Source organism: Lacticaseibacillus brantae DSM 23927, assembly GCF_001436115.1.
Lineage (GTDB): Bacteria > Bacillota > Bacilli > Lactobacillales > Lactobacillaceae > Lacticaseibacillus > Lacticaseibacillus brantae.
Genome location: NZ_AYZQ01000003.1, coordinates 218,575 through 238,536 on the forward strand (window position 1 = coordinate 218,575; position 19,962 = coordinate 238,536).

23 protein-coding genes are annotated in these 19,962 nt (G+C 47.8%); 17 read left to right on the forward strand and 6 right to left on the reverse strand.

Annotation, left to right across the window (positions count from 1 at the left end):
- Positions 1-8: 8 nt before the first annotated feature.
- The 6 genes from agaV to FC34_RS07135 all read left to right on the forward strand — a co-directional run bounded on the left by agaV (position 9) and on the right by FC34_RS07135 (position 5,396).
- Complete coding sequence (gene agaV, locus FC34_RS07110) at positions 9-497, forward strand: PTS N-acetylgalactosamine transporter subunit IIB (RefSeq protein WP_057894725.1); 489 nt, start codon at positions 9-11, stop codon at positions 495-497.
- Positions 498-533: 36 nt separating this feature from the next.
- Positions 534-1,340: a PTS N-acetylgalactosamine transporter subunit IIC gene (gene agaW / locus FC34_RS07115; protein ID WP_057894726.1), complete on the forward strand. Its 807-nt coding sequence runs from the start codon at positions 534-536 to the stop codon at positions 1,338-1,340.
- Positions 1,330-2,217 (forward strand): PTS system mannose/fructose/sorbose family transporter subunit IID, encoded by an 888-nt coding sequence (locus FC34_RS07120; protein WP_057894727.1) that lies wholly within the window; start codon positions 1,330-1,332, stop codon positions 2,215-2,217. Before agaW ends, FC34_RS07120 begins: the two co-directional genes overlap by 11 nt.
- Positions 2,218-2,344: 127 nt before the next feature.
- Positions 2,345-3,505, forward strand: coding sequence for an N-acetylglucosamine-6-phosphate deacetylase (gene nagA / locus FC34_RS07125; RefSeq protein ID WP_057894728.1), 1,161 nt, complete (start codon positions 2,345-2,347; stop codon positions 3,503-3,505).
- A gap of 119 nt (positions 3,506-3,624) precedes the next feature.
- Positions 3,625-4,464, forward strand: coding sequence for a peptide-methionine (S)-S-oxide reductase MsrA (gene msrA, locus FC34_RS07130; RefSeq protein ID WP_057894729.1), 840 nt, complete (start codon positions 3,625-3,627; stop codon positions 4,462-4,464).
- 71 nt (positions 4,465-4,535) lie between these two features.
- Positions 4,536-5,396 (forward strand): aldo/keto reductase, encoded by an 861-nt coding sequence (locus tag FC34_RS07135; RefSeq protein ID WP_057894730.1) that lies wholly within the window; start codon positions 4,536-4,538, stop codon positions 5,394-5,396.
- Between the two features lie 116 nt (positions 5,397-5,512).
- Here FC34_RS07135 and FC34_RS07140 read toward each other — a convergent pair whose 3' ends face one another.
- The gene (locus FC34_RS07140; protein ID WP_057894731.1) at positions 5,513-6,064 is read right to left on the reverse strand and encodes a TMEM175 family protein; all 552 of its coding nucleotides are present in this window, start codon (positions 6,062-6,064) and stop codon (positions 5,513-5,515) included.
- 65 nt (positions 6,065-6,129) lie between these two features.
- On the reverse strand, positions 6,130-6,969 hold the full coding sequence (locus tag FC34_RS07145) for a MurR/RpiR family transcriptional regulator (RefSeq protein WP_057894732.1): 840 nt from the start codon (positions 6,967-6,969) through the stop codon (positions 6,130-6,132).
- A gap of 112 nt (positions 6,970-7,081) precedes the next feature.
- On the opposite strand from FC34_RS07145, the gene gnd reads away from it, so the two are divergent.
- The 7 genes from gnd (at position 7,082) to FC34_RS07175 (ending at position 13,439) form a co-directional block, all read left to right on the forward strand.
- Positions 7,082-8,008, forward strand: a complete 927-nt coding sequence (gene gnd, locus FC34_RS07150) for a phosphogluconate dehydrogenase (NAD(+)-dependent, decarboxylating) (RefSeq protein ID WP_268872380.1) — start codon at positions 7,082-7,084, stop codon at positions 8,006-8,008.
- Positions 8,009-8,019: 11 nt separating this feature from the next.
- Positions 8,020-9,582 (forward strand): gluconokinase, encoded by a 1,563-nt coding sequence (gntK, locus tag FC34_RS07155; RefSeq protein WP_057894734.1) that lies wholly within the window; start codon positions 8,020-8,022, stop codon positions 9,580-9,582.
- A gap of 269 nt (positions 9,583-9,851) precedes the next feature.
- On the forward strand, positions 9,852-11,204 hold the full coding sequence (locus FC34_RS07160; protein WP_057894778.1) for a gluconate:H+ symporter: 1,353 nt from the start codon (positions 9,852-9,854) through the stop codon (positions 11,202-11,204).
- A gap of 84 nt (positions 11,205-11,288) precedes the next feature.
- On the forward strand, positions 11,289-11,411 hold the full coding sequence (locus tag FC34_RS09880) for a hypothetical protein (protein WP_268872377.1): 123 nt from the start codon (positions 11,289-11,291) through the stop codon (positions 11,409-11,411).
- A 64-nt stretch (positions 11,412-11,475) separates the two neighbouring features.
- Positions 11,476-11,826, forward strand: coding sequence for a hypothetical protein (locus FC34_RS07165; RefSeq protein WP_057894735.1), 351 nt, complete (start codon positions 11,476-11,478; stop codon positions 11,824-11,826).
- A gap of 102 nt (positions 11,827-11,928) precedes the next feature.
- Positions 11,929-12,642 (forward strand): metal ABC transporter ATP-binding protein, encoded by a 714-nt coding sequence (locus tag FC34_RS07170; protein WP_057894736.1) that lies wholly within the window; start codon positions 11,929-11,931, stop codon positions 12,640-12,642.
- Positions 12,642-13,439, forward strand: a complete 798-nt coding sequence (locus FC34_RS07175) for a metal ABC transporter permease (RefSeq protein WP_057894737.1) — start codon at positions 12,642-12,644, stop codon at positions 13,437-13,439. Before FC34_RS07170 ends, FC34_RS07175 begins: the two co-directional genes overlap by 1 nt.
- Here the strand turns inward: FC34_RS07175 and FC34_RS07180 are convergent.
- The 3 genes from FC34_RS07180 to FC34_RS07185 form a co-directional block, all read right to left on the reverse strand.
- Positions 13,436-13,924 (reverse strand): VanZ family protein, encoded by a 489-nt coding sequence (locus FC34_RS07180; protein WP_057894738.1) that lies wholly within the window; start codon positions 13,922-13,924, stop codon positions 13,436-13,438. The genes FC34_RS07175 and FC34_RS07180 overlap by 4 nt on opposite strands.
- A 63-nt stretch (positions 13,925-13,987) precedes the next feature.
- Positions 13,988-14,155, reverse strand: a complete 168-nt coding sequence (locus FC34_RS09700) for a hypothetical protein (protein WP_157052270.1) — start codon at positions 14,153-14,155, stop codon at positions 13,988-13,990.
- Between the two features lies 1 nt (position 14,156).
- Positions 14,157-15,026: an NAD(P)-dependent oxidoreductase gene (locus tag FC34_RS07185; RefSeq protein WP_057894739.1), complete on the reverse strand. Its 870-nt coding sequence runs from the start codon at positions 15,024-15,026 to the stop codon at positions 14,157-14,159.
- Between the two features lie 144 nt (positions 15,027-15,170).
- Between FC34_RS07185 and FC34_RS07190 the strand changes: the two genes are divergently transcribed.
- The 3 genes from FC34_RS07190 to FC34_RS07200 all read left to right on the forward strand — a co-directional run bounded on the left by FC34_RS07190 (position 15,171) and on the right by FC34_RS07200 (position 16,865).
- On the forward strand, positions 15,171-15,644 hold the full coding sequence (locus FC34_RS07190; RefSeq protein ID WP_057894740.1) for a DUF1440 domain-containing protein: 474 nt from the start codon (positions 15,171-15,173) through the stop codon (positions 15,642-15,644).
- Positions 15,645-16,011: 367 nt separating this feature from the next.
- Positions 16,012-16,380, forward strand: a complete 369-nt coding sequence (locus FC34_RS07195) for a hypothetical protein (RefSeq protein WP_057894741.1) — start codon at positions 16,012-16,014, stop codon at positions 16,378-16,380.
- Positions 16,380-16,865: a hypothetical protein gene (locus tag FC34_RS07200; RefSeq protein ID WP_057894742.1), complete on the forward strand. Its 486-nt coding sequence runs from the start codon at positions 16,380-16,382 to the stop codon at positions 16,863-16,865. The genes FC34_RS07195 and FC34_RS07200 overlap by 1 nt, the downstream gene beginning before the upstream one ends.
- A gap of 48 nt (positions 16,866-16,913) precedes the next feature.
- Here FC34_RS07200 and pepF read toward each other — a convergent pair whose 3' ends face one another.
- Entirely contained in the window at positions 16,914-18,716 is a 1,803-nt protein-coding gene (pepF, locus tag FC34_RS07205) for an oligoendopeptidase F (protein ID WP_057894743.1), read from the reverse strand.
- Positions 18,717-18,853: 137 nt separating this feature from the next.
- Here pepF and FC34_RS07210 point away from each other — a divergent pair, with 137 nt between their 5' ends.
- The gene (locus FC34_RS07210) at positions 18,854-19,933 is read left to right on the forward strand and encodes an LCP family protein (RefSeq protein ID WP_057894744.1); all 1,080 of its coding nucleotides are present in this window, start codon (positions 18,854-18,856) and stop codon (positions 19,931-19,933) included.
- Positions 19,934-19,962: the final 29 nt, after the last annotated feature.

Below are 19,962 nucleotides of genomic sequence, written 5' to 3' on the forward strand. Positions count from 1 at the left end.
AAGACATCATGACTGAACCAAACATTTTAGTAACACGGATTGACAATCGGCTTGTTCATGGACAAGTGGGGATGACTTGGGTGAATACCATTGGAGCTAACCTGATCGTCGTGGCTAACGACGATGTCTCAACGGATCCTGTTCAACAGAACTTGATGGAAATGGTTATCCCTGGCACCGTTGGTATTCGATTCTTCAGCATTGACAAGACCATCAAAGTTATTGGAAAAGCTGCACCTAGCCAGAAGATCCTCTTGGTTATTCGGACACCGCAAGATGCCTTAGCCTTAATTAAAGGCGGCGTGCCAATCAAGAAGTTGAACATTGGGAACTTGCATTTCGCTGAAGGCAAGAAACAATTATCTGCGACCGTTTCTGTCTCACCTGAAGATATTGAGACCTTTAACGAATTGCACAACATGGGGATTCAACTTGAAGTCCAAGGTATCCCTAACGAACGCGCCACCGATTTAATGGATCTGTTAGCAAAGGCATAGAAGCCGTTGTTATAAAAATTTTGAGGGGGTTAAAACATGCACGACGTTACTGTATTACAAGCCATCCTTGTTGGCTTGTGGGCAGGGATTGCCGGGATTGACCAATTTAACGGGTTGACCCATATTCACCGCCCTATCGTTACCGGTGCTGTTATCGGGATTATTCTCGGTGAACCTACCGTGGGTATTATTACCGGTGGGACTTTGGAACTTGTTTGGGCAGGTATGGTGCCACTCGCTGGGGCACAACCACCTAACGTTGTTATTGGTGGTGTGATTGGGACCTTGTTCGCAATTCTTTCTGGCTTGAAGCCGGAAGTTGCCGTTGGGGTTGCCGTACCATTCTCTGTTGCTGTTCAAGCTATTATTACATTATTGTTCACGGCCTTAGCACCTTTGATGCATACAATGGATGTTGCCGCAGTTAACGGTGATACCAAGAAAATGGATCGAATGGCCTGGATTGAACCAGTTATTTTATTCATCGGATTCTTCATCATGGCATTCTTGCCAGCTATCTTCGGTCAAGGCGTTGTTACTGCTGCCGTTAAGGCTATCCCAGTTTGGATCCTTGGTGGATTCCAAGCTGCTGGTGGCATGATGCCAGCCGTTGGTTTCGCAATGTTACTGAAGATTATGTGGAAGATTGAATACGCACCATTCTTCGTTGCCGGCTTTATTGCAGCGGCTTATGGGAAGTTGCCAATCTTAGCCATCGCATTGTTAGCAGCTTCTGTTGCGGCTTATGACTTCTTCATCAACCGTAACCAAACACCTACCACCCCTGCACCTGCTGCTAGTGCAGACGCTGACGAAGAGGAGGATTACAGCAATGGCATCTAACGAAGCAACCATTAAGGAAGTTGATAACCTTCAAATTCCTGACACTTATGAAGATCCATCAGTTAACAAAGTCATTGACAAGTCAACGTTGCATAAGATGGTTTGGCGTTCACTCTTGTTGCAGTCATCGTTTAACTACGAACGTATGCAAGGTGGGGGCTGGACTTACAGCTTAATCCCTGGTTTGAAGAAAATTCATACCAACAAGAAGGATTTAGGCTTTGCTCTCTTTGATCACATGCAGTTCTTTAACACTCACCCATTCTTAGTAACCTTCGTTCAAGGGGTTATTATCGCGATGGAAGAAAACAAGGAAAACCGGTCCACAATTCGTGGGATTAAGGTTGCCTTGATGGGACCTTTAGGTGGTATTGGGGATGCCTTATTCTGGTTGACCTTGTTACCTATCACAGGTGGTATCGGGGTTTCCCTGTCACAACAAGGGAATATCTTTGGACCAATTCTGTTCTTACTCTTATTCAACGCCGTTCACTTTGGTTTGCTGTTCTGGTTGATGAATTATGGGTATAACACAGGGACACGGGCGATTGCATCAATGCGTGAAAACACGCAAAAGATTTCTCGCGCCGCAACCATCATTGGGTTAGCTGTTGTTGGTGGCTTGACCGCGACCTACATCAACTTTAGTTTGAACGGGACCAACGGCTCATTTGCAATCGGGAAGATGAAGATTGATCTTCAAGCCGGGATTATCGATAAGATTATGCCAGCCCTCTTGCCACTTGCTTATACCTTCTTCTGCTACTGGATGTTGAAGAAGGGCCGCAGCCCATTAACCCTGATCGGGATTACATTGTTAATTGGCTTAATCGGTTCATTCTTTGGCCTGTTTGCATGGCCAGCAGCCATTAAGTAATTGGTTTAAAGGTGCGGAGCTGGGACGATCTGACCCGGTTCCGCATTTTATTTGATTCAATGCTTTTCTAGCAGAGCTTCAACGTGGCGGCCCTAGTCGTCACGATACATAAAGGAGAGAGAATTCCATGAGTTATTACATTCACGCTGCAAAGTTCTTTTTGAAGTCAAATACCGAAAACAATGGTTATTTGGAAGTCACCGACGACGGCCACTTCGGCAATTATTTCCCGGAAAATAAAAAGCCGGCCGGAGAAATCGTGGAAAAAGGTGATCAATGGATTGCCCCAGGTTTGGTTGATACCCATATTCATGGCTTGTTAGGTCATGACGTGATGGATAACGATTGGGACGCCATCAACGTGATGTCTGAGGGCTTGTTAAAGGCCGGGGTTACCTCATGGCTGCCAACCACCTTGACTGGCTCTTTTGACCAACTGAATGCCGTCTGCAAGACGATTGGGGACAATGCAGGTAATGAAACTGGGGCCAAAATTCAAGGGATTTACTTTGAAGGCCCATACTTCACGACCGAACATAAGGGTGCGCAGAATCCTAAGTATTTCAAGGACCCAAGTTTTGATGAATTCCAGCAATGGCAAGCATCAGCTAAAGGCTTATTACAAAAGATTGCCATCGCACCTGAACGTAACGGTGCCGTTGAATTCACTGAAAAGGTGACTAACACGGGAACTGTTGTGGCTTTAGGCCATTCAGATGCGACGTTTGAACAAGCTAAAGCAGCAATTGAAGCCGGCGCATCAGTCTTCACCCACACTTTTAATGGGATGAGTGGCTTGAACCATCGTGAACCAGGGATGGTTGGCGCGGCGATGTACCTGAATCGCGTCGATGATGAACTCATTTGCGATGGCCACCATGTGCGGCCAGAAGTTGCGGGCACACTCATCGATGAGAAGACCCCAGAACACATCGCCTTGATTACGGATTGCATGCGTGCTGGTATGATGCCAGACGGTGACTATGTACTGGGTGAATTCCCAGTGTACGTCAAAGACGGGATGGCACGGTTAAAGGATGGGGACAGTCTTGCTGGCTCAATCCTGAAGTTGAACGATGCCATTAAGAATGTCGTTGAATGGAATGGCGTGACTCCCGAAGATGCTGTGCTGATGGCTAGCTATACGGCTGCGAAGTCTTGTGGTGTCAGCGACAAGTGTGGCAGTATCTTGCCAGGACGCGCTGCCGATTACATTGTCTTGAATCCAGACATGAGCTTGGCAGAAACTTACCTTGATGGGAAGCAACGTTACGCTGCCCAAGCTTAAGCATTGCTCAAAAAGCCATGATCTCCAGAAGGTGACCATGGCTTTTTGTGTCCGCTGAGACCGCTTGCATTTTTACGATTAGCGGGTATAATGACCGAAACAATCTAAGGAGGTCGCAAATGGTCGCACAAGAGGAATTAATGACGATTATGTATAACCTCATTTTGAATCCCGCTACCCGCGATTGGGAACGTGAGCAGATTACCGCCGCCAAAAATGCGGTCGGCCAAGGCGAGAGTTTCAACAGCCAATTGGCGATACTCGAAGGCAAGTTGCGGCCACTGGCTTTGCGAAATAATCTGACCCCAGATGTGGCTGATTTTTATGCGCTGGTGGTGGGCGATGCAAAAGAAGCGGACACCTTTGACTTGCAGCGCCACTATGATGCCGATGCGCCATATGAATCCCGAGCTGTTTTTGCTGGTGGATGCTTCTGGTGTATGGTGGAACCCTTTGAGCAACGGCCTGGTATCAGCGCTGTTTTCTCTGGGTACACGGGTGGATCTATTGACCATCCAACCTATGACCAGGTTTTAGGGCAATATACTGGCCACGTTGAGGCAGTGGAAATTGTCTTTGATACTCGGGTTGTCAGCTATCAAGATTTGCTTGATCTTTACTGGCAAATTACCGATCCCACTGACGATATGGGCCAAATTAATGATCGTGGCGATCAGTACCGACCAGTTATTTTCTATAGGGATGAAACCCAACATCAGCAAGCGGAGGCTTCAAAAGCCCAGTTGGCTGATTCTGGGATGTACCGCAAGCCAATCGTGACGGCGATTGAACCAGCCACCACTTTCTGGCCAGCCGAGAATTACCATCAACAGTTTTACAAAAAGAATCCGCGGCGCTACAAACTACTCGAACGCAGCCGCAAAGAATATTTGGGCTTGCAACACTTCGGTGGTCGGGTCCGTTTAGGCCTGAAGCGGCTCAGAGGCACTGCACGTTAATCCACTTATTTTATGTAACCTTCTTTGTCATTGTGTTACCATTAACTTATGACAAAGGAGGTATTTTTTTAATGACTCATTTAACTAAATTAACAGATACCTATACGTTAGCTAATGGTGTCGAAATTCCCATTGTTGGGTTCGGGACCTGGCAAACACCAGATGGTGATGTCGCTAAAAGCAGTGTTGAAGCGGCATTAAAAGCCGGCTATCGTCACATCGACACCGCTGCTGCCTATGGCAACGAAGAGAGTGTTGGTGCTGGTCTGAAGGCGAGCGGCTTGAAACGTGAAGACTACTTCTTAACTACCAAGCTCTGGAATGCTGATCACGGCTACGAAGCCGCGAAGAAGGCTTTGGATACTTCCTTACAGAAGCTAGGCGTTGACTACGTGGATTTGTATTTGATTCACTGGCCAAATCCAGCTGCCTTCCGTGATAACTGGGCTGAAGCTAATGCTGACTCATGGCGGGCGATGGAAGAAGCTTTGGAAGCCGGTAAAGTGCGGGCAATTGGGGTTTCTAACTTCCGGCCAAAGCACTTGGATGAATTGTTGAAGACAGCCAAGGTGACCCCGATGGTTAACCAAATCTTCTTGAATCCAAGTGATTTACAACCAGAAGTTGTCGCTTATAACGATGCTCACAACATTTTGAGTGAAGCCTATAGTCCACTTGGTACGGGTAAGATTTTTGAAGTCGAAGCCTTACAGAAGATGGCGGAACGCTATAACCGCAGTGTTGCTCAGATTGTACTTCGTTGGTCCTTACAGCACGGCTTCTTGCCACTGCCAAAGTCTGTCCACGAAGACCGGATTATTCAAAATGGGCAATTGTTTGATTTTGAATTATCCCATCACGATATGACTTTGATTGATGATCTTCATGGTGTTGCTGGCTTAGCTACTGACCCTGATACCACCAACTTCTAAATCAAATGAAAAGCCGCTCACTCCCGATTTCAATCGGTGTGGGCGGTTTTTTTTATTTGCTGAATATTTTATGACCGCTGAGTGTTGCACAGTACATTGAAATCACGCAAAAAAACTTAATCTTTATCCGTCACTAAGTGGGGCAGTGCCCACAACAAAACATTTGTGATCAGGCCAATAAAAACAAATGGTGGCCAGAACAGAGTCACGCCAAGCGTCAAAATGTTGATCCCAAATGACAGCAGTTCGGTGCCTCTTTTAGGCTTAATGATGGTATTGATTCTGGTGACACTTTCGCGTAGGAAGGCGAAGGCGATGTTATAGAAGACGATATTGATTGCATAAACAATTGCGGCAGTCTGTGAGTGAATATCTGTGCCGACCCACGCGGTTGTCGCTGGTAGGATCGTGGACCAGAAGAGCAAGATGATATTGGCCCAAATGACGCGATTGTTGATTCGGTTCACTTGTAAGAAGAGATAGTGGTGGTTGACCCACATCGTCGCAATCAGGATAAAGGAAAAGACGTAAGCCAGAAACTCGGGGGCTATCTCGATTAATGCGCGTGGCGTGTGGTCTGTTGCTGGCAAATGAATTTCCAACACCAATATCGTTAAGACAATGGCCAAAACGCCATCAGTAAAAGCTTCAAGTCGTTCTTTTTTCATCTGAGGTACTCCTTAATGATTTGTTGCTAAAAGCTCGAGCCCGTCCGGCCTTGAATCGGCTTGGCTCACGCTCTGGTTTTTTGGATTTCTTTGTGGATGTCTTCAAAGACGGCAGCGGTTTGGCTGTTGGTCTTGATGGCGGTCAACATGAACAAGGTATCCATTAAGCTGATTTGGGCGATAAGGGCATGCAAAGCTTCAGTTCGGTACTGAAATTCTTCCGCAATTGAGACCAGCACGATGTCAGCAAGCTTAGCTAAATGTGAGTTGGCGGAACTGGTGATGACAATAAGTGGCACGTGATGGCGATGCGCAATTTTACCGAGTGCAAGGGCATCGTGATTCTCACCTGAATGCGACACGATAATGGCAGCATCGCGCTTGGTTAGCCGTGTCATGCTCATCAGTTGCATGTGATAATCACTGGCGTAATTGACGGTCACTGGGGTGCGCAGGAATTTATGATAGCCGTCAAGGGCGACAATATTGCTGGCCCCAAGACCATAAATGCCAATCTGGAGGGCCTTTACGATCAAATTTGAGGCGGCATTTAAGTTATCATCGCTGAGATTTGCTTCAGTCGCTTTGAGGGCGTCGATGTTTGAATTGAAAATTTTGTGCGCCATGGTCGTCGCTGAATCATCGGGACTGATTTCAACAAAGAGTGAGTCGGACGGCGCATTCGACTGCACCAAGGCGATTTTTAACGCTTGAAAATTCGGAAAGTCGAGATTTTTTGCAAAACGTGAGATTGTTGCGGTTGAAATGCCGGTGGCTTGACTGAGATCTGAAATCGTCACGTGACTGGCGGCGTCTTGGTGATCAAGCAGGTATTGCGCGAGTTGCTGCTCCTTGTCACTGAGATTCGCCTGGTAAGCTTGTAATCGAAGCCTAAAATCTTGCATTTTTAACGCCTCCTTGTATGCTTACTTCGAGTATAGCATTCTGAATCGTCTTAGAAAATAATTTACGAGTAAAACGCTTGCATTTTGTAAAAAATTTACATAAAATGTAGCCATTAAGTACAAGACGAAAAGGGGCAGCACAATGCAAATTGGGATGATTGGTTTAGGGAAGATGGGTTTGAACTTAGTCAAGAACATGCGGGATGCAGACATTGATGTCGTCGCGTATGACTTGTTTGAACAAGCTCGCACCGCTGCAGCGCAGACAGGCGCCAAGGCAGTGGATACAATTGATGGATTGGTTGAAGCACTTTCTGCACCGCGGATTGTGTGGGTGATGGTGCCGGCAGGTGATCCCACAGACGAAACCATTAACCAACTCGGCGACAAACTCAGCGCCGGCGATATTGTCATCGACGGCGGGAATTCTTACTTTGAAGATTCGATTCGGCATGGCGAGAATTTAGCCGCAAAGAACATTCACTTCTTTGATGTTGGGACTTCTGGTGGTATGGCCGGCGCACGGCATGATGGGAACTTCATGATTGGTGGCGACAAGGATACCTTTGCAACAATTGAACCGCTGTTTGAAGCCATTGCTGCTCAAGATGGTTATCTCTATACTGGGCCCGCCGGTTCAGGGCACTACCTTAAGATGGTCCACAACGGGATTGAATATGGCATGATGCAAGCCATCGGCGAAGGATTCGAAGTACTGGCCAAAAGTCCGTTTGATTATGATAATGAAGGGGTAGCTAAAGTTTGGAGTCACGGCTCTGTGATTCGCAGTTGGCTTATGGAGTTGGCGCAATCAGCCTTTAGCGCTGATCCCAACTTGGATGAAATTAAAGGCGTCATGCATAGCTCGGGTGAAGGTGCCTGGACTGTCCAAGAAGCGATTCGGTTACACGTGGCGACACCAGTTATCAGTAGCTCATTAATGATGCGGTATCGCTCTGAAGAAGACGATAGCGTGGCCGGGAAGGTTGTCGCATCGTTACGGAATCAATTCGGTGGACACGCAGTCGACCATAAATAGGGGGAAGATTCATGGATTACATGATTGGTGTGGACTTAGGGACCACAAGTACTAAGGTTGTCTTATTCGATATGAAGGGCCAAGCGCAAGCGTACGCCAATAACCCTTATCCACTGTACCAAGATACGCCAGATATGGCCGAAGAAGATCCAGAAGAAATTTTTGAAGCGGTGATTGCCGGACTGACAGAAGTTATGCGTAAAGGCAAGGTCAAACCCGAAGAATTAAAGGGCGTGTCCTTCTCAGCTGCGATGCATAGTTTGATTCTCATGGATAAAAACGACAAGCCTATCACCCGGGTGATAACTTGGGCAGATAACCGGGCCAGTCAATACGCTGAACAATTGAAGCAAAATGGGATTGGCGCGCAATTGTTTGCTAACACCGGGGTGCCAACTCATCCAATGTCACCTATGGTAAAGCTGCTGTGGCTGAAGGCTGAACATGCTGACCTCTTTAATCAAGCCACTCACTTCATCGGAATTAAGGATTATATTCTTTTCCGTTTGTTCGGGGAATACGTCCAGGATTACTCGTTAGCTAACGCGACTGGCTTGTTCAATATTTTCAATATGGACTGGGATGATCAAGCACTGACCGTGACCGGGGTGACCCGTGATCAATTACCTCGTTTGGTTGATACCGAATATCAATTGAAGGGTATGGCACCATCATATGCCACCGTCACCGGCATTGATCCACAAACGCCATTTATCCTCGGTGCCAGCGATGGGACCCTCAGTAACTTAGGTGTCAATGCCATTGACCCTGGCGTCTTGGCCGTTACTATCGGGACATCTGGCGCGGTGCGGGTCGTCGTTGATAAGCCAGTCGTTGACCCTCAAGGTCGGCTGTTTACCTACTATCTGGATAAGGATATGTGGGTGGTTGGTGGCCCTGTGAACAACGGTGGGATTGTCTTCCGTTGGGTTCGCGATCAACTTTTCGCCCCTGAAAAAATCACTGCTGAACAGATGCAGGTTGATTCGTACGAAATTTTGACTGATATTGCAGCCAAGATTCCTGCTGGGGCTGATGGCTTACTGTTCCACCCATATCTTGGTGGGGAACGGGCACCCATCTGGGATGCCAATGCTCGGGGAAGTTTCTTCGGATTGACCCGGCAACACACGCGGGCCCACATGGTTCGGGCAGCGCTTGAAGGTATTGTCTTTAACCTTTACATGGTCATGTTGATGATTGAAGGGATTGCCGGCAAGCCCAAAGCCATTCAAGCGACCGGTGGCTTTGCCCGCAGTGAACTCTGGCGTCAGATGTTAGCTGATATTTTTGAACAGGAAGTCAACATTCCTGAAAGTTTCGAAAGTTCAGCCCTCGGGGCCGCAGTGCTCGGGATGAAGAGCTTGGGCATCATTGATGATCTGAGTGTGGTTAAAGACATGGTTGGGGTCACCAACAAGCACCAACCAAATCCCGACAACTTCGAAGCTTACCGTGAATTATTACCAATTTGGATTCGTTTGAGCCGTGAACTTGAAGGCGAATACAGCAGCATTGCTGAGTACCAACGCAAGCATCCAAATCCACATGCAAAAATCGCCGAAGAAGATTAACAGAGCGCGAGACGACGCGGTTTGCCTTCGGAAGATAAGTTAAGACAGCTCGGCGACGGGTACGGCGCCGACTGGATTGACTTATCACGAGAAGGCTGCGTCGGTGAGCGCGTTTAGAGCGTAAGCGAGCGCGTTTAAGTTCGAATTCATTACCTTTGTGCCGCGGGTTTGCGGCACTGCTATCATAGGAAACACCGAGAAAGGTTGCGTTGGCAGCCTTTCCTTTATTCAAACAATGTAATCGTTTACTAAAGGAGGATAAAGCCATGATGGAAATTCTGGTTTTGGTGATTGGGATTTTACTGTTACTCACATTGATCATCAAATTTAAGATGAACACCTATGTTTCATTAATTATTACCTCAGTGGTAGTGGCCCTTGGTCTAGGGATGCCTGCCGCCAAAATTGCCACCACGATTCAAAATGGGATTGGGAGTCAATTAGGTGAGTTAGCGCTTGTCTTTGGTTTCGGGGCCATGCTTGGTCGCTTGGTTGCCGATGCCGGGGGTGCTTATCGGATTGCGCATACCCTAATTGCTCGCTTTGGTCGCAAACATCTGCAAATTGCGGTTGTTGTGGCGTCCTTCATCATTGGGATTGCGCTGTTCTTTGAAGTTGGGATTGTCTTATTAGTCCCAATCGTCTTTGCGATTGCGGTTGAAGCCGGCGTACCAATTCTAATGTTAGGGCTACCAATGGCAGCTGCATTGTCCGTCACCCACGGCTTCCTGCCACCTCACCCAGCACCAACCGCGATTGCCGCTGTTTTAGGGGCCAACGCTGGTAAAGTGCTTCTGTACGGGATTATCATTGCAATTCCTACTGTATACTTGGCAGGGATTCTCTTCTCTAAGATTGCCCGGCGTTATGTGCCAACCGCTTTTGAACACTCTGGTAACTTGAAGGCTCTTGGCCCTCAAAAGGAATTCAAGTTGGAAGACACGCCAAGTTTTGGCTTGTCAGTCTTGACCTCATTGTTTCCAGTGATTCTGATGGCCATCACCACTGTGTATGAATTGGTCGTGCATAATGGGATTGCACCAAAGAACCCGAATGTGTTGGATAACATCATGGGCTTCATCGGTTCCCCAAGTATCGCGATGCTGATCTCATTGCTGTTTGCAATGTGGGCAATGGGTTATCATCGCAAGATTGCGACTTCTCAAATCATGACGACGCTTGAAGAAGCGGTGAAGTCAATTGCCATGCTGCTGCTGGTTATCGGTGGTGGTGGTGCCTTCAAGCAAGTGCTGATTGATGGCGGGGTTGGTGAATCCGTTAAGACCCTGTTCAGTTCCGTTAACATTTCGCCACTCATCTTAGGTTGGCTCATCGCAGTTGTTCTGCGGGTCGCTTTAGGCTCCGCGACTGTCTCCGCATTAACTGCTGCAGGTCTGGTCTTGCCATTGATGACCGGTGCTGGTGTCGATCCTGCTTTGATGGTGTTGGCTATCGGGGCCGGGAGTTTAGCTGCCAGCCACGTGAATGATGCTGGGTTCTGGATGTTTAAGGAATACTTCGACTTAAGTGTCAAAGAAACATTACTGACTTGGACGGTGCTTGAAACCATCATCGCGGTCGTCGGACTCGGCGGCGTCATGTTACTGAGTCTGTTCGTTTAACGTCAAAAGCCATGCGTAAAAGCATGGCTTTTTTGGTGGCTAAAAACAGGCGCAACCTGCTACCTTAGAAGAAGGGGTGCAAACATGGACGAAGACGAATTTGAAGATGATGATTTTAGTTTCGACCCAGAATTCGGGGATGACGACGAAGGTGAATTTGGTGCCAGCGACGAGCAGACGTTCAAAGGTTGGTGGTTTATCGACTGACTTTAGACGCCTGCGATAAAATATGATATGCTAGCGCCATTGAAAGTTTAATGGGGGTCGACACATGTACGATGCTACAAAGAAACACCGCGTGAGTGAAGAAGTTGCCAAGGTCTTTCCAGAAACCGTGACGAAGCAAATTTTTGATGTCATTTCAGTGATGAACAAAGCAGGACAGATTGTGGTTTCACCTGTTGCCATTGCTTTTTCTGATGATTCCACTGATGATGAAATTTACGCCATGGTCATCCAAGGCCAGGCCGCACCAGCACAAGAATTTCCTATCACCTACACGGGCGAGAAGGATTTTCTGGGCCACGGTTACATCCTGATTGTTAAAGATCAACCAAAGACTATTAGCATTAACTTCAGTGCTGCCAATGATTTGAACAACCTTAAAGGGACGCAACTGTAATTGAGCCAACAACCTTTTTCAAAAGGTTGTTTTTTTTTGCCCAGAACTCGTGTAAACTAGATATCGTTAATCGTAATCATTACCAATATCATGGAGGCAGCGATGCAAACACCACTATTAACGGTCGATCACTTGAATTTCGGGTTTTATGATCGCCCTTTATATCAGGATTTGAGTTTTGAGCTTGCGCCTGGCAGCATGACCAGCCTCATCGGGGCCAACGGGGTCGGGAAAACCACGCTTGTGCGGTTATTGATGAAACAGTTGAAGCCGCAAACCGGTACCATTACATACCGCCAGGACCCAGCCGTGTCTATTGGCTACGTTCCGCAATTTCGTAATTTAGAAGATGAATATCCACTGTCCATTCGTAGTTTTGTGGCGCTCAATCACCCACGGCATTTTCCGTGGCTGACGGCGTCGGATAAGCAGGCACTCAATCGAGTGTTAGACGAAACGCATTTGCTAGATCGCCAGCATCAACGCCTAGGCGCAGCTAGTGGGGGTGAGAAGCAAAAGGCCTATCTGGCGCAAGCTTTACTCGATCGGCCTAACTTCTTGATTCTAGATGAATCAACTGCCAGCTTAGACGTGAATACCAAGATTGAACTCATGGATTTGGTGAAAGAATTGAACCAAAACAATGGGCTGACTGTCCTGTTTGTCACCCACGATTTGAACTTGGCCAAGCAATACACAGACCAATACTTGCTGCTGACAAAAGATGGTTCTGAGATGAAGCCTGTCTCTGAAATGGACGTCACCACGATGCCAGAAGAGTTACAGCCAGTGGTTGAGTTTCAGGAGGAGGACTAATGGGGATTTTTAGTTATGACTTTATGCGTAATGCGTTCATTGCCAGCACCTTCATTGCCCTTACGACTGGGGTAGTCGGGGTCTTCGTCAGTGCGCGGGGGATGTCCTTCTTAGCGCACACCTTATCTGAAATTGGCTTTGCCGGCGCGGCTTTTGGCGTGTTCTTAGGCATCCCTCCGCTTGATGGCATGCTCGCGTTTACCGCGGTGAGTTCAGTGGCGGTGGGGCGTTTGTCTGCCCGGGCTTCTCGGCGGGAGGAATCCATCAGCGCGGTATCGAGTTTGTTTATTGGGCTGGGGATTTTGTTCTTATCACTGAGTAATCAAAGCTCAAGTTACGCCACGACGATTCTGTTTGGGAGTATTATTGGCATCTCGAGTCAGGATGTCGTCCAGTTGATTGGCTTAGCAATCTTTGTGCTTGTCACAGTCGTGATTGGTTATCGCTGGTTGGCCTTTGATTCATTTGATTCTATCGGGGCCAAAGCGCAGGGTCTCAATACCCGGCTCGTCTCGGTGTATTTCCTGATTATTTTGGCTGTGTCAGTGTCTATTGGCGCCCAAATTGTCGGCAGTTTGCTGGTTTTCATCTTGTTGACGCTGCCACCATCCGTGGCCAAATACCTTGGGCGCACCTTGCCGCAAATGATGTTAATCTCCGTGGCCGCCGCCTTAATTGGCGTGTGGGTGGGCTTGATTCTCGGGTATCTGACCAACTGGCCAGTCACCTTCTTCATTGCTACGATTGAATTCATTTTCTACTTCTTAGCCCTCGGCTATCATAATTTGCACAATTAATCAGCACGTCTCGCCAGCCAGCGGGACGTGTTTTTGTATGCGATAAAACTGATCAGGGCGCCGAGGCCATTGAGTGCCACATCAACAACGTCAAACGAGCGATTGAGAAGACCTAGCCACGTGAACACGAGCTGAAGCGTTTCAATGCTCAGACTGACTAGCAGGCAACACCTGACATTCTGACCTAAGGCGCGGAAACGGCGCTGACTCAGCGCAAGGAGCCAGGCTAACGGTATCAAGAGGGCGAGGTTACCCATAATTTGGAACGCTGACCATGAGAACACGTCTGTCAATGCGAGTTGGACGAATGCCTGTGTTGGCGCTAGCGGCCAATTCATCGGGAAAAGCGTCACGGCAATCAGGGCGTAGCTATAGCCAAGCCACAAAATTGCGAGCGTCAATGCGCGCCAATGCGGCCGGCGCCAACAGACCCAACCAATGAAGACGGGCACAACCAGTAGTAGTAGGATTTCAGATTTAAGCATTAACGTCATCTCCCATAGTCGTTACAGAAGATTACGCAAAAAAAGAACCAGTAAGCAGAGCGCTTACTGGTTCTTTTGCTGGTGTTTGAATAGCCCGACGCCCACAGCAATAGCGAGGACGACCACAATGAGGCCAATAAAGGGATGGTGGATGATAAGCCAAACCCAGAGCCCACCGCCAATCACTGCCAGCAGGGATTCAAACGGATGTTGTTTGAGTTGGTCTGACATGCTAGTCTTCCCAGCCGTTATACGTTGTAATCAGACCTTGCGTACCCATATCGCCTTTGCCTGCGGCTACCATGGCCGCATATAAGTCTGCCGCCAAACGAGTGGCTGGTAAATTGAGGTGCATTTTGTCGGCTTCATCAAGGGCAATCCGTAAGTCCTTCAGGAAGTGCTTGGCAAAGAAGCCTGGCGTATAATCGCCAGCCAAAATGCGGGGGCCATAGGCGTTCATGCTCCAGTTGTTGGCGCCCCCACCGGCAAGAGTCGCCAGGGTTTGATCCATATCGAGCCCGGCCTTTTTGGCATACAGTAGCATTTCGGTGAGTCCCGTCATGGTGCCGGCAATCATAATCTGGTTGGCCATTTTGGCGTGTTGGCCCATGCCAGCGGTACCGAAGTAGTTGATGGTTTTGCCAATCACGGCAAAAATGGGCTTGATGGCCTCAAATGTTGCGCGGTCGCCGCCAACCATAACGGTCAATGTGGCATCCCGGGCGCCGATATCGCCACCTGATACCGGGGCGTCCAGCACATGAATTTCGTGTTCGTCACCAATGTGGGCGAGGCGTTCGGCCAAGGTTGGTGTGCTTGTGGTCATGTCCACGACAGTACTGCCAGCCGCTGCACCTTTAAAAATCCCGTGGTCGCCAAGGTATGTCTCTTCAACATCTTGCGGGAATCCTACCATGGAGAAGGTGACCTCGCTGACGGCAGCCACGGCTTCAGGCGAGTTTGCCCATACCGCACCGGCGTCGATCGTCTTTTGCGCATGGGCCTTGGTGCGATTGAAAACCGTCACCTGATGCCCAGCTTTCAATAAGTTCAGGACAATCGCTGTCCCCATGACACCCGTGCCAATAAATCCTAGTTGCATCGACAATTCCCCCTTTTGATTATTCTTTCTCAAGCGTAGTTGACTGCTGAACAAAATACAACGGATATGCCGATTCGCTTTGATTACAAATCGCTCCAGTGTGAAGTATGCTTATTAAAGCTATTAAAAATGGAGGGATGACTAATGCCAAAAGTTAAACATGTGCTTGTAGCTGGGGTTGCGGCAGGAATTGTCGGCGGCCTAGTCAAATTAGGCTGGGAGAATCTACTGCCGCCGCGCACGCCAGCGCGGAATGCAACGAATCCACCACAACGCTTACTGGAACAACTCGGAGTACCTGCTAGCGTGACACATGCCACCTATACCTATTCCGAGCAACAAATCCCATACGTGAGTCTACTGATGCACTTCGGATTCTCGATTACTTTTGCCCTAGCTTATCAGGTGTTGGGTCGCCGCATGCCAATTTTGAAAGTGGGCCAGGGCACCTTGTTTGGCCTGGGGGTCTGGGGCGCCTATCATGCCGTCTTGATGCCGATGATGGGCACGATACCGTCAGTAAAAGACCAACCAATCGAGGAACATGTGTCGGAGATTTTGGGTCACATGGTTTGGATGTGGAGCGTCGATCGTGTAGAAGTTGCGATGAAAAAATAATCTTCAAAAAAGAATCACTTGCCCGTCATCTATCAAGTTGGATGACGGGCCTTTTTAATGGTGAATGACAATCCTAATCGTGGTAGGTATCAACAGTCATTTATAATTGTTTTGGATATGTATCTTTGCACATTCAGTATCAGTTTTGTCGTGCTGTGCTATAAATATGTGACGAAATCATTAATAAAGTTATTTATCGTCCCAAATTAATAAGAAAGGCCCGGTTTTGTTTTTAGTGAGGGCGGGTCCTATCATTTATCACCCTCAATTTGAACATCAGCGTATTTCTAGACCAAGGCTTAGTACGTGGCATGTAAGATTCAAAGGAAACATTAAATTCTCAATGACTAAGTAGGAGTGGGTAATTATGACGAGTAGTGATTTAACACAGAGCCAATTGGAGACACAGGCTAGCATTTTACGATTAGTGTTTTTAGGCGTTTTTATTGGCTTAATTATTCTTCAGTATTATTTGGGCAAAAATGGTAAGTCACGCACGGCCGGTTTGGTTGGCCCGGTGATTTATGGTTTCTTGCGGCTCATTTCGAATGTGGGCGGAGTGAGCTCTAGTGCGACGTATTTCTTGGGAAGCTTGTTTGGATCAGTTATCTGGGGAGGCTTCTTGTATGTCATCTATAACCACAACAAGAAGGCGTATGACTTGAAGCAAGCCCGCCAAAAGATTCAGCTCGCTAAGCAACAAGAATCAACCAAACAGACAGAGGAGAACAAATAATGGCAGATGAAGTAATGATTAAGAACCCAACTTATTTTGGGATTGTATGCCCGAAATGTGGGTCAGACGACTGGCGAGTTGTCCGAACGAAGGGGAGTCTGGAGGCGGCAGCGTTAAACACCGTTGATGAATATATGATTACACCTCTAAAAGCAAGATGTCGTGCTTGTCATCGCGCGTTCAAAGTTGTCCCGGTTGAAGCTGATGAATCTGAAGTTTTGAGTCAGCCGGCGACGTTAGTAGCTCACCGAGTATCTCGCATAACCGGAATAGTTGTGCCTAACTATATTCTTGTCAATGGAGTCATATCCGACTCAATCGCAAACGGTGAGGAGATTCAAATCGAATTGCGCACTAAACACGTTTATATCCAAATGTTTGATGCCAGTATGACTGGTTCAGCCACTTTTGAACGATTTGAAGTGCAACCCGGCGAGACAGTCAAGCGCGACATGCGAATCAAGGCGCGTTGGCGTTCATTCTAGCAACGCAAAAACGCCCGTGAACAAGTTGTTCACGGGCGTTTTCCATGTTTATTTCAATAAGTCTTCTAATTCGTTCAAGCGTTCTTCAAACACCTTGAAGGCCGCTTCGAGGTAATCAGGCTTGGTCATATCAACGCCGGCAGTTTTCATGGTATCAATCGCATATTGCGAGCTACCAGACTTCAAGTAGTTGATATACCGATCGCGAGCGCCATCAGTGCCTTTGATAATGCCATCGGCTAAGGTTGACGCCGCGGCGAACCCGGTCGCATATTGATAAACGTAGTAGTTCATGTAGAAATGCGGAATTCGGGTCCATTCAAGGGCAATTTCAGGATCACGGGCCACATCTGGGCCGTAGTACCGCGCGTTCAAATCAGCGTAGAAATCTGAAATACCTTGGGCAGTCAGTGGTTGTTGATGCTGATCTTGTTGATGCAACCAGTGTTCGAACTCGGCAAACTGGGTTTGACGGAAGACGGTGCCCTTGAAGCCATCCAAGTAGTAGTTCAGGATATAAGCTCGCACTTTGGGATCGGTTTGGGTCTTCAAGAAGTAGTCCGTCAACAGATTTTCGTTGGTGGTTGACGCGATTTCAGCAACGAAGATGGGATAATCGCCGTACACATACGGTTGATTGTGGCGGGTATACCAGCTGTGAACACTGTGGCCGGTTTCGTGCACCAGGGTGTAGAGTTCATCCACAGCATCTTGCCAGTTCAACAAGATGAAGGGGTTGGTGTCGTAAGAGCCGCCAGAATAGGCACCAGAACGCTTGCCTTTGTTTTCAACCACGTCGATGTTGCGGTTATCGAAAATGTCACTGACATGACTCAAGTAGTCGTCGCCAAGAATACTCAGGGCTTTTTTGGCCTCGGCTTGAGCTTCATGATAGGTGTAGTGCAATGGTGGTTCACCGGTCAGTGGGGTGTAGAGATCATACATGTGCAAGTCATCAAGGCCCAACACGCGCTTGCGCAGTGCCACATAGCGATGCAGCAATGGCAAATGGGCGTTCACTTGATCCACTAAGGTGTCATAAACGTTTTCTGGGATGTGATTACGGCTGACGGCGGCAGCACGCGCAGAAGGATATTTGTGGGCTTGCGCATTGAAGTTATGGCTCTTAATTTCCCCCGCTAACGTGGTCGCAAATGTGTTCTTCAATTGACCATAAGCGGCATACAAGACTTCAAAAGCTTGTTGGCGCTTGCTGCGGTCGGTTGAGCGAATCAACTGGCCATATAACCCGTTGGTGAGCTGTTGCGCTTCGCCATCTTCGGTTTCAACGAAGCCAAACTCCATATCGGAGTTATTGAGGACGTTGAATGTGGCCCGGCTAGCACCGAGGGCATCTTCAGCAGCAGATAAAAGGGCTTCCTCGTCAGCTGACAAGATGTGGGCGCGATTTTCGGTCATGGAGGCAATGAAGTGGGCATAGCCTTTGAGTTCGTCATTAGATTGCACCCAGTCGTTGAGGGTTGCTTCCGGGATGGCGAGGATTTCAGGTTCCATAAAGGCGGCCGCAGCACTGACGGAGGCGGCCAGACTGGTGACTTTGGCGCTGAAGCCTTGGTATAAGTCGTTCCCAGTGTCTTGGTCACTCTTCAAGCTCGCGTACACGTAGACTTTTTCCAAGTCACGGTAGGTGGCCAGAATGGTAGTAATCCCACTGGCCAGGTCTTGAGCACTGGTGCCCAAAGTGCCTTTGAGGGCGGCCACGGTCTTGAGCTTATCGTTGACGGCGTCGAAGGCATTTTGCCAGGCGGCATCATCGGAATAAATGGTGGTTAAATCCCAGGTCAAATCTGTTGGTACATCTGCACGAGTTGGTTGTGCCACAGTCATCATCTCCACTTCTCATTATTCTTTCATGTTATCACAATTCACAGAAATTACGATTTTTTTAGACATTTAAGACAGAGTTATCTGGTAAACTATGTTGTATAACTGAACAGAAAATTAGAAAATGGATTGAAGGGAAATATATGGATCCATCACTATTGAGACCGCGTTCAACACCGAAAAAGAAACCGCATTTAATCGTTAAAATTATCCTTTTGACACTGCTAGCTGTTGTCTTCGTGGCTGGCGCTTATGGCGTTAAAGTCTACACCTCGGTCAGGAATGCCGTAGATAAGACTTATCAAAAAATTGATAACCAAAGTGTCAATTCAGCCATCACCGGCGACAAACCATTGAGTATTTTGCTCCTGGGGACAGATACCGGTGAGTTCGGCCGCACGGAGAAGGGTAATTCCGATACGATGATTGTCGTGACCATCAATCCAAAGACCAATAAAACGACGATGACCAGTATTCCTCGGGACACGATGACCCAGATTCAGGGCACGAAAGAATCAGATGACATCCAAAAGATTAACGCGGCTTATAACCTCGGCGATTCCACTGCTGCAGTAAAGACCGTTGAGAAGTTGTTGAACATTCCAATTCAATATTATGTGACTATCAACATGGCCGGCTTAGCCAAGATTGTTGACGCCGTTGGTGGCGTTGATGTGAATGTGCCATTTTCTTGGACTGACGCGAACACGGGCAACCAAACCTTCAAGAAAGGCCCAGCTCATTTGAATGGCCAACGGGCCCTGGCTTACGCCCGAATGCGTTATGAAGATCCAGAAGGTGATTATGGCCGCCAGAAACGGCAACAAGAAGTGATTGCTTCTATTGTTAAGTCCGCACTCGATGTTGATTCTCTAGCTAATTACGAGAAGGTTCTAGACTCAATGAGTAGTAGCTTACGGATGAATCTGACTTTTGATGACTTAGTCGCGATTGCCCAGCATTATCGTAAGGCTGCCAGCAACATCACTCATGACCAGTTAAAGGGCGTCGGTGCTTATATTGGTGACGGGGCTTACGAAATTCCTTCCACTTCTGAATTGCAGCGCATTTCTAACAAGATTCGCAAGCAATTGGATCTGCCAGCAGAAACCTTGAGCAACGAAAATACCCGCCAGAATAAGTTAAATGTTAATTTTGACTGGAAGGCTGGCAACAATCCGAGTTATACCTTGTATAACGAAGACGGTAGCATTATGAACTAATGACGAAGCCCCTGAGCAACGATGATTGC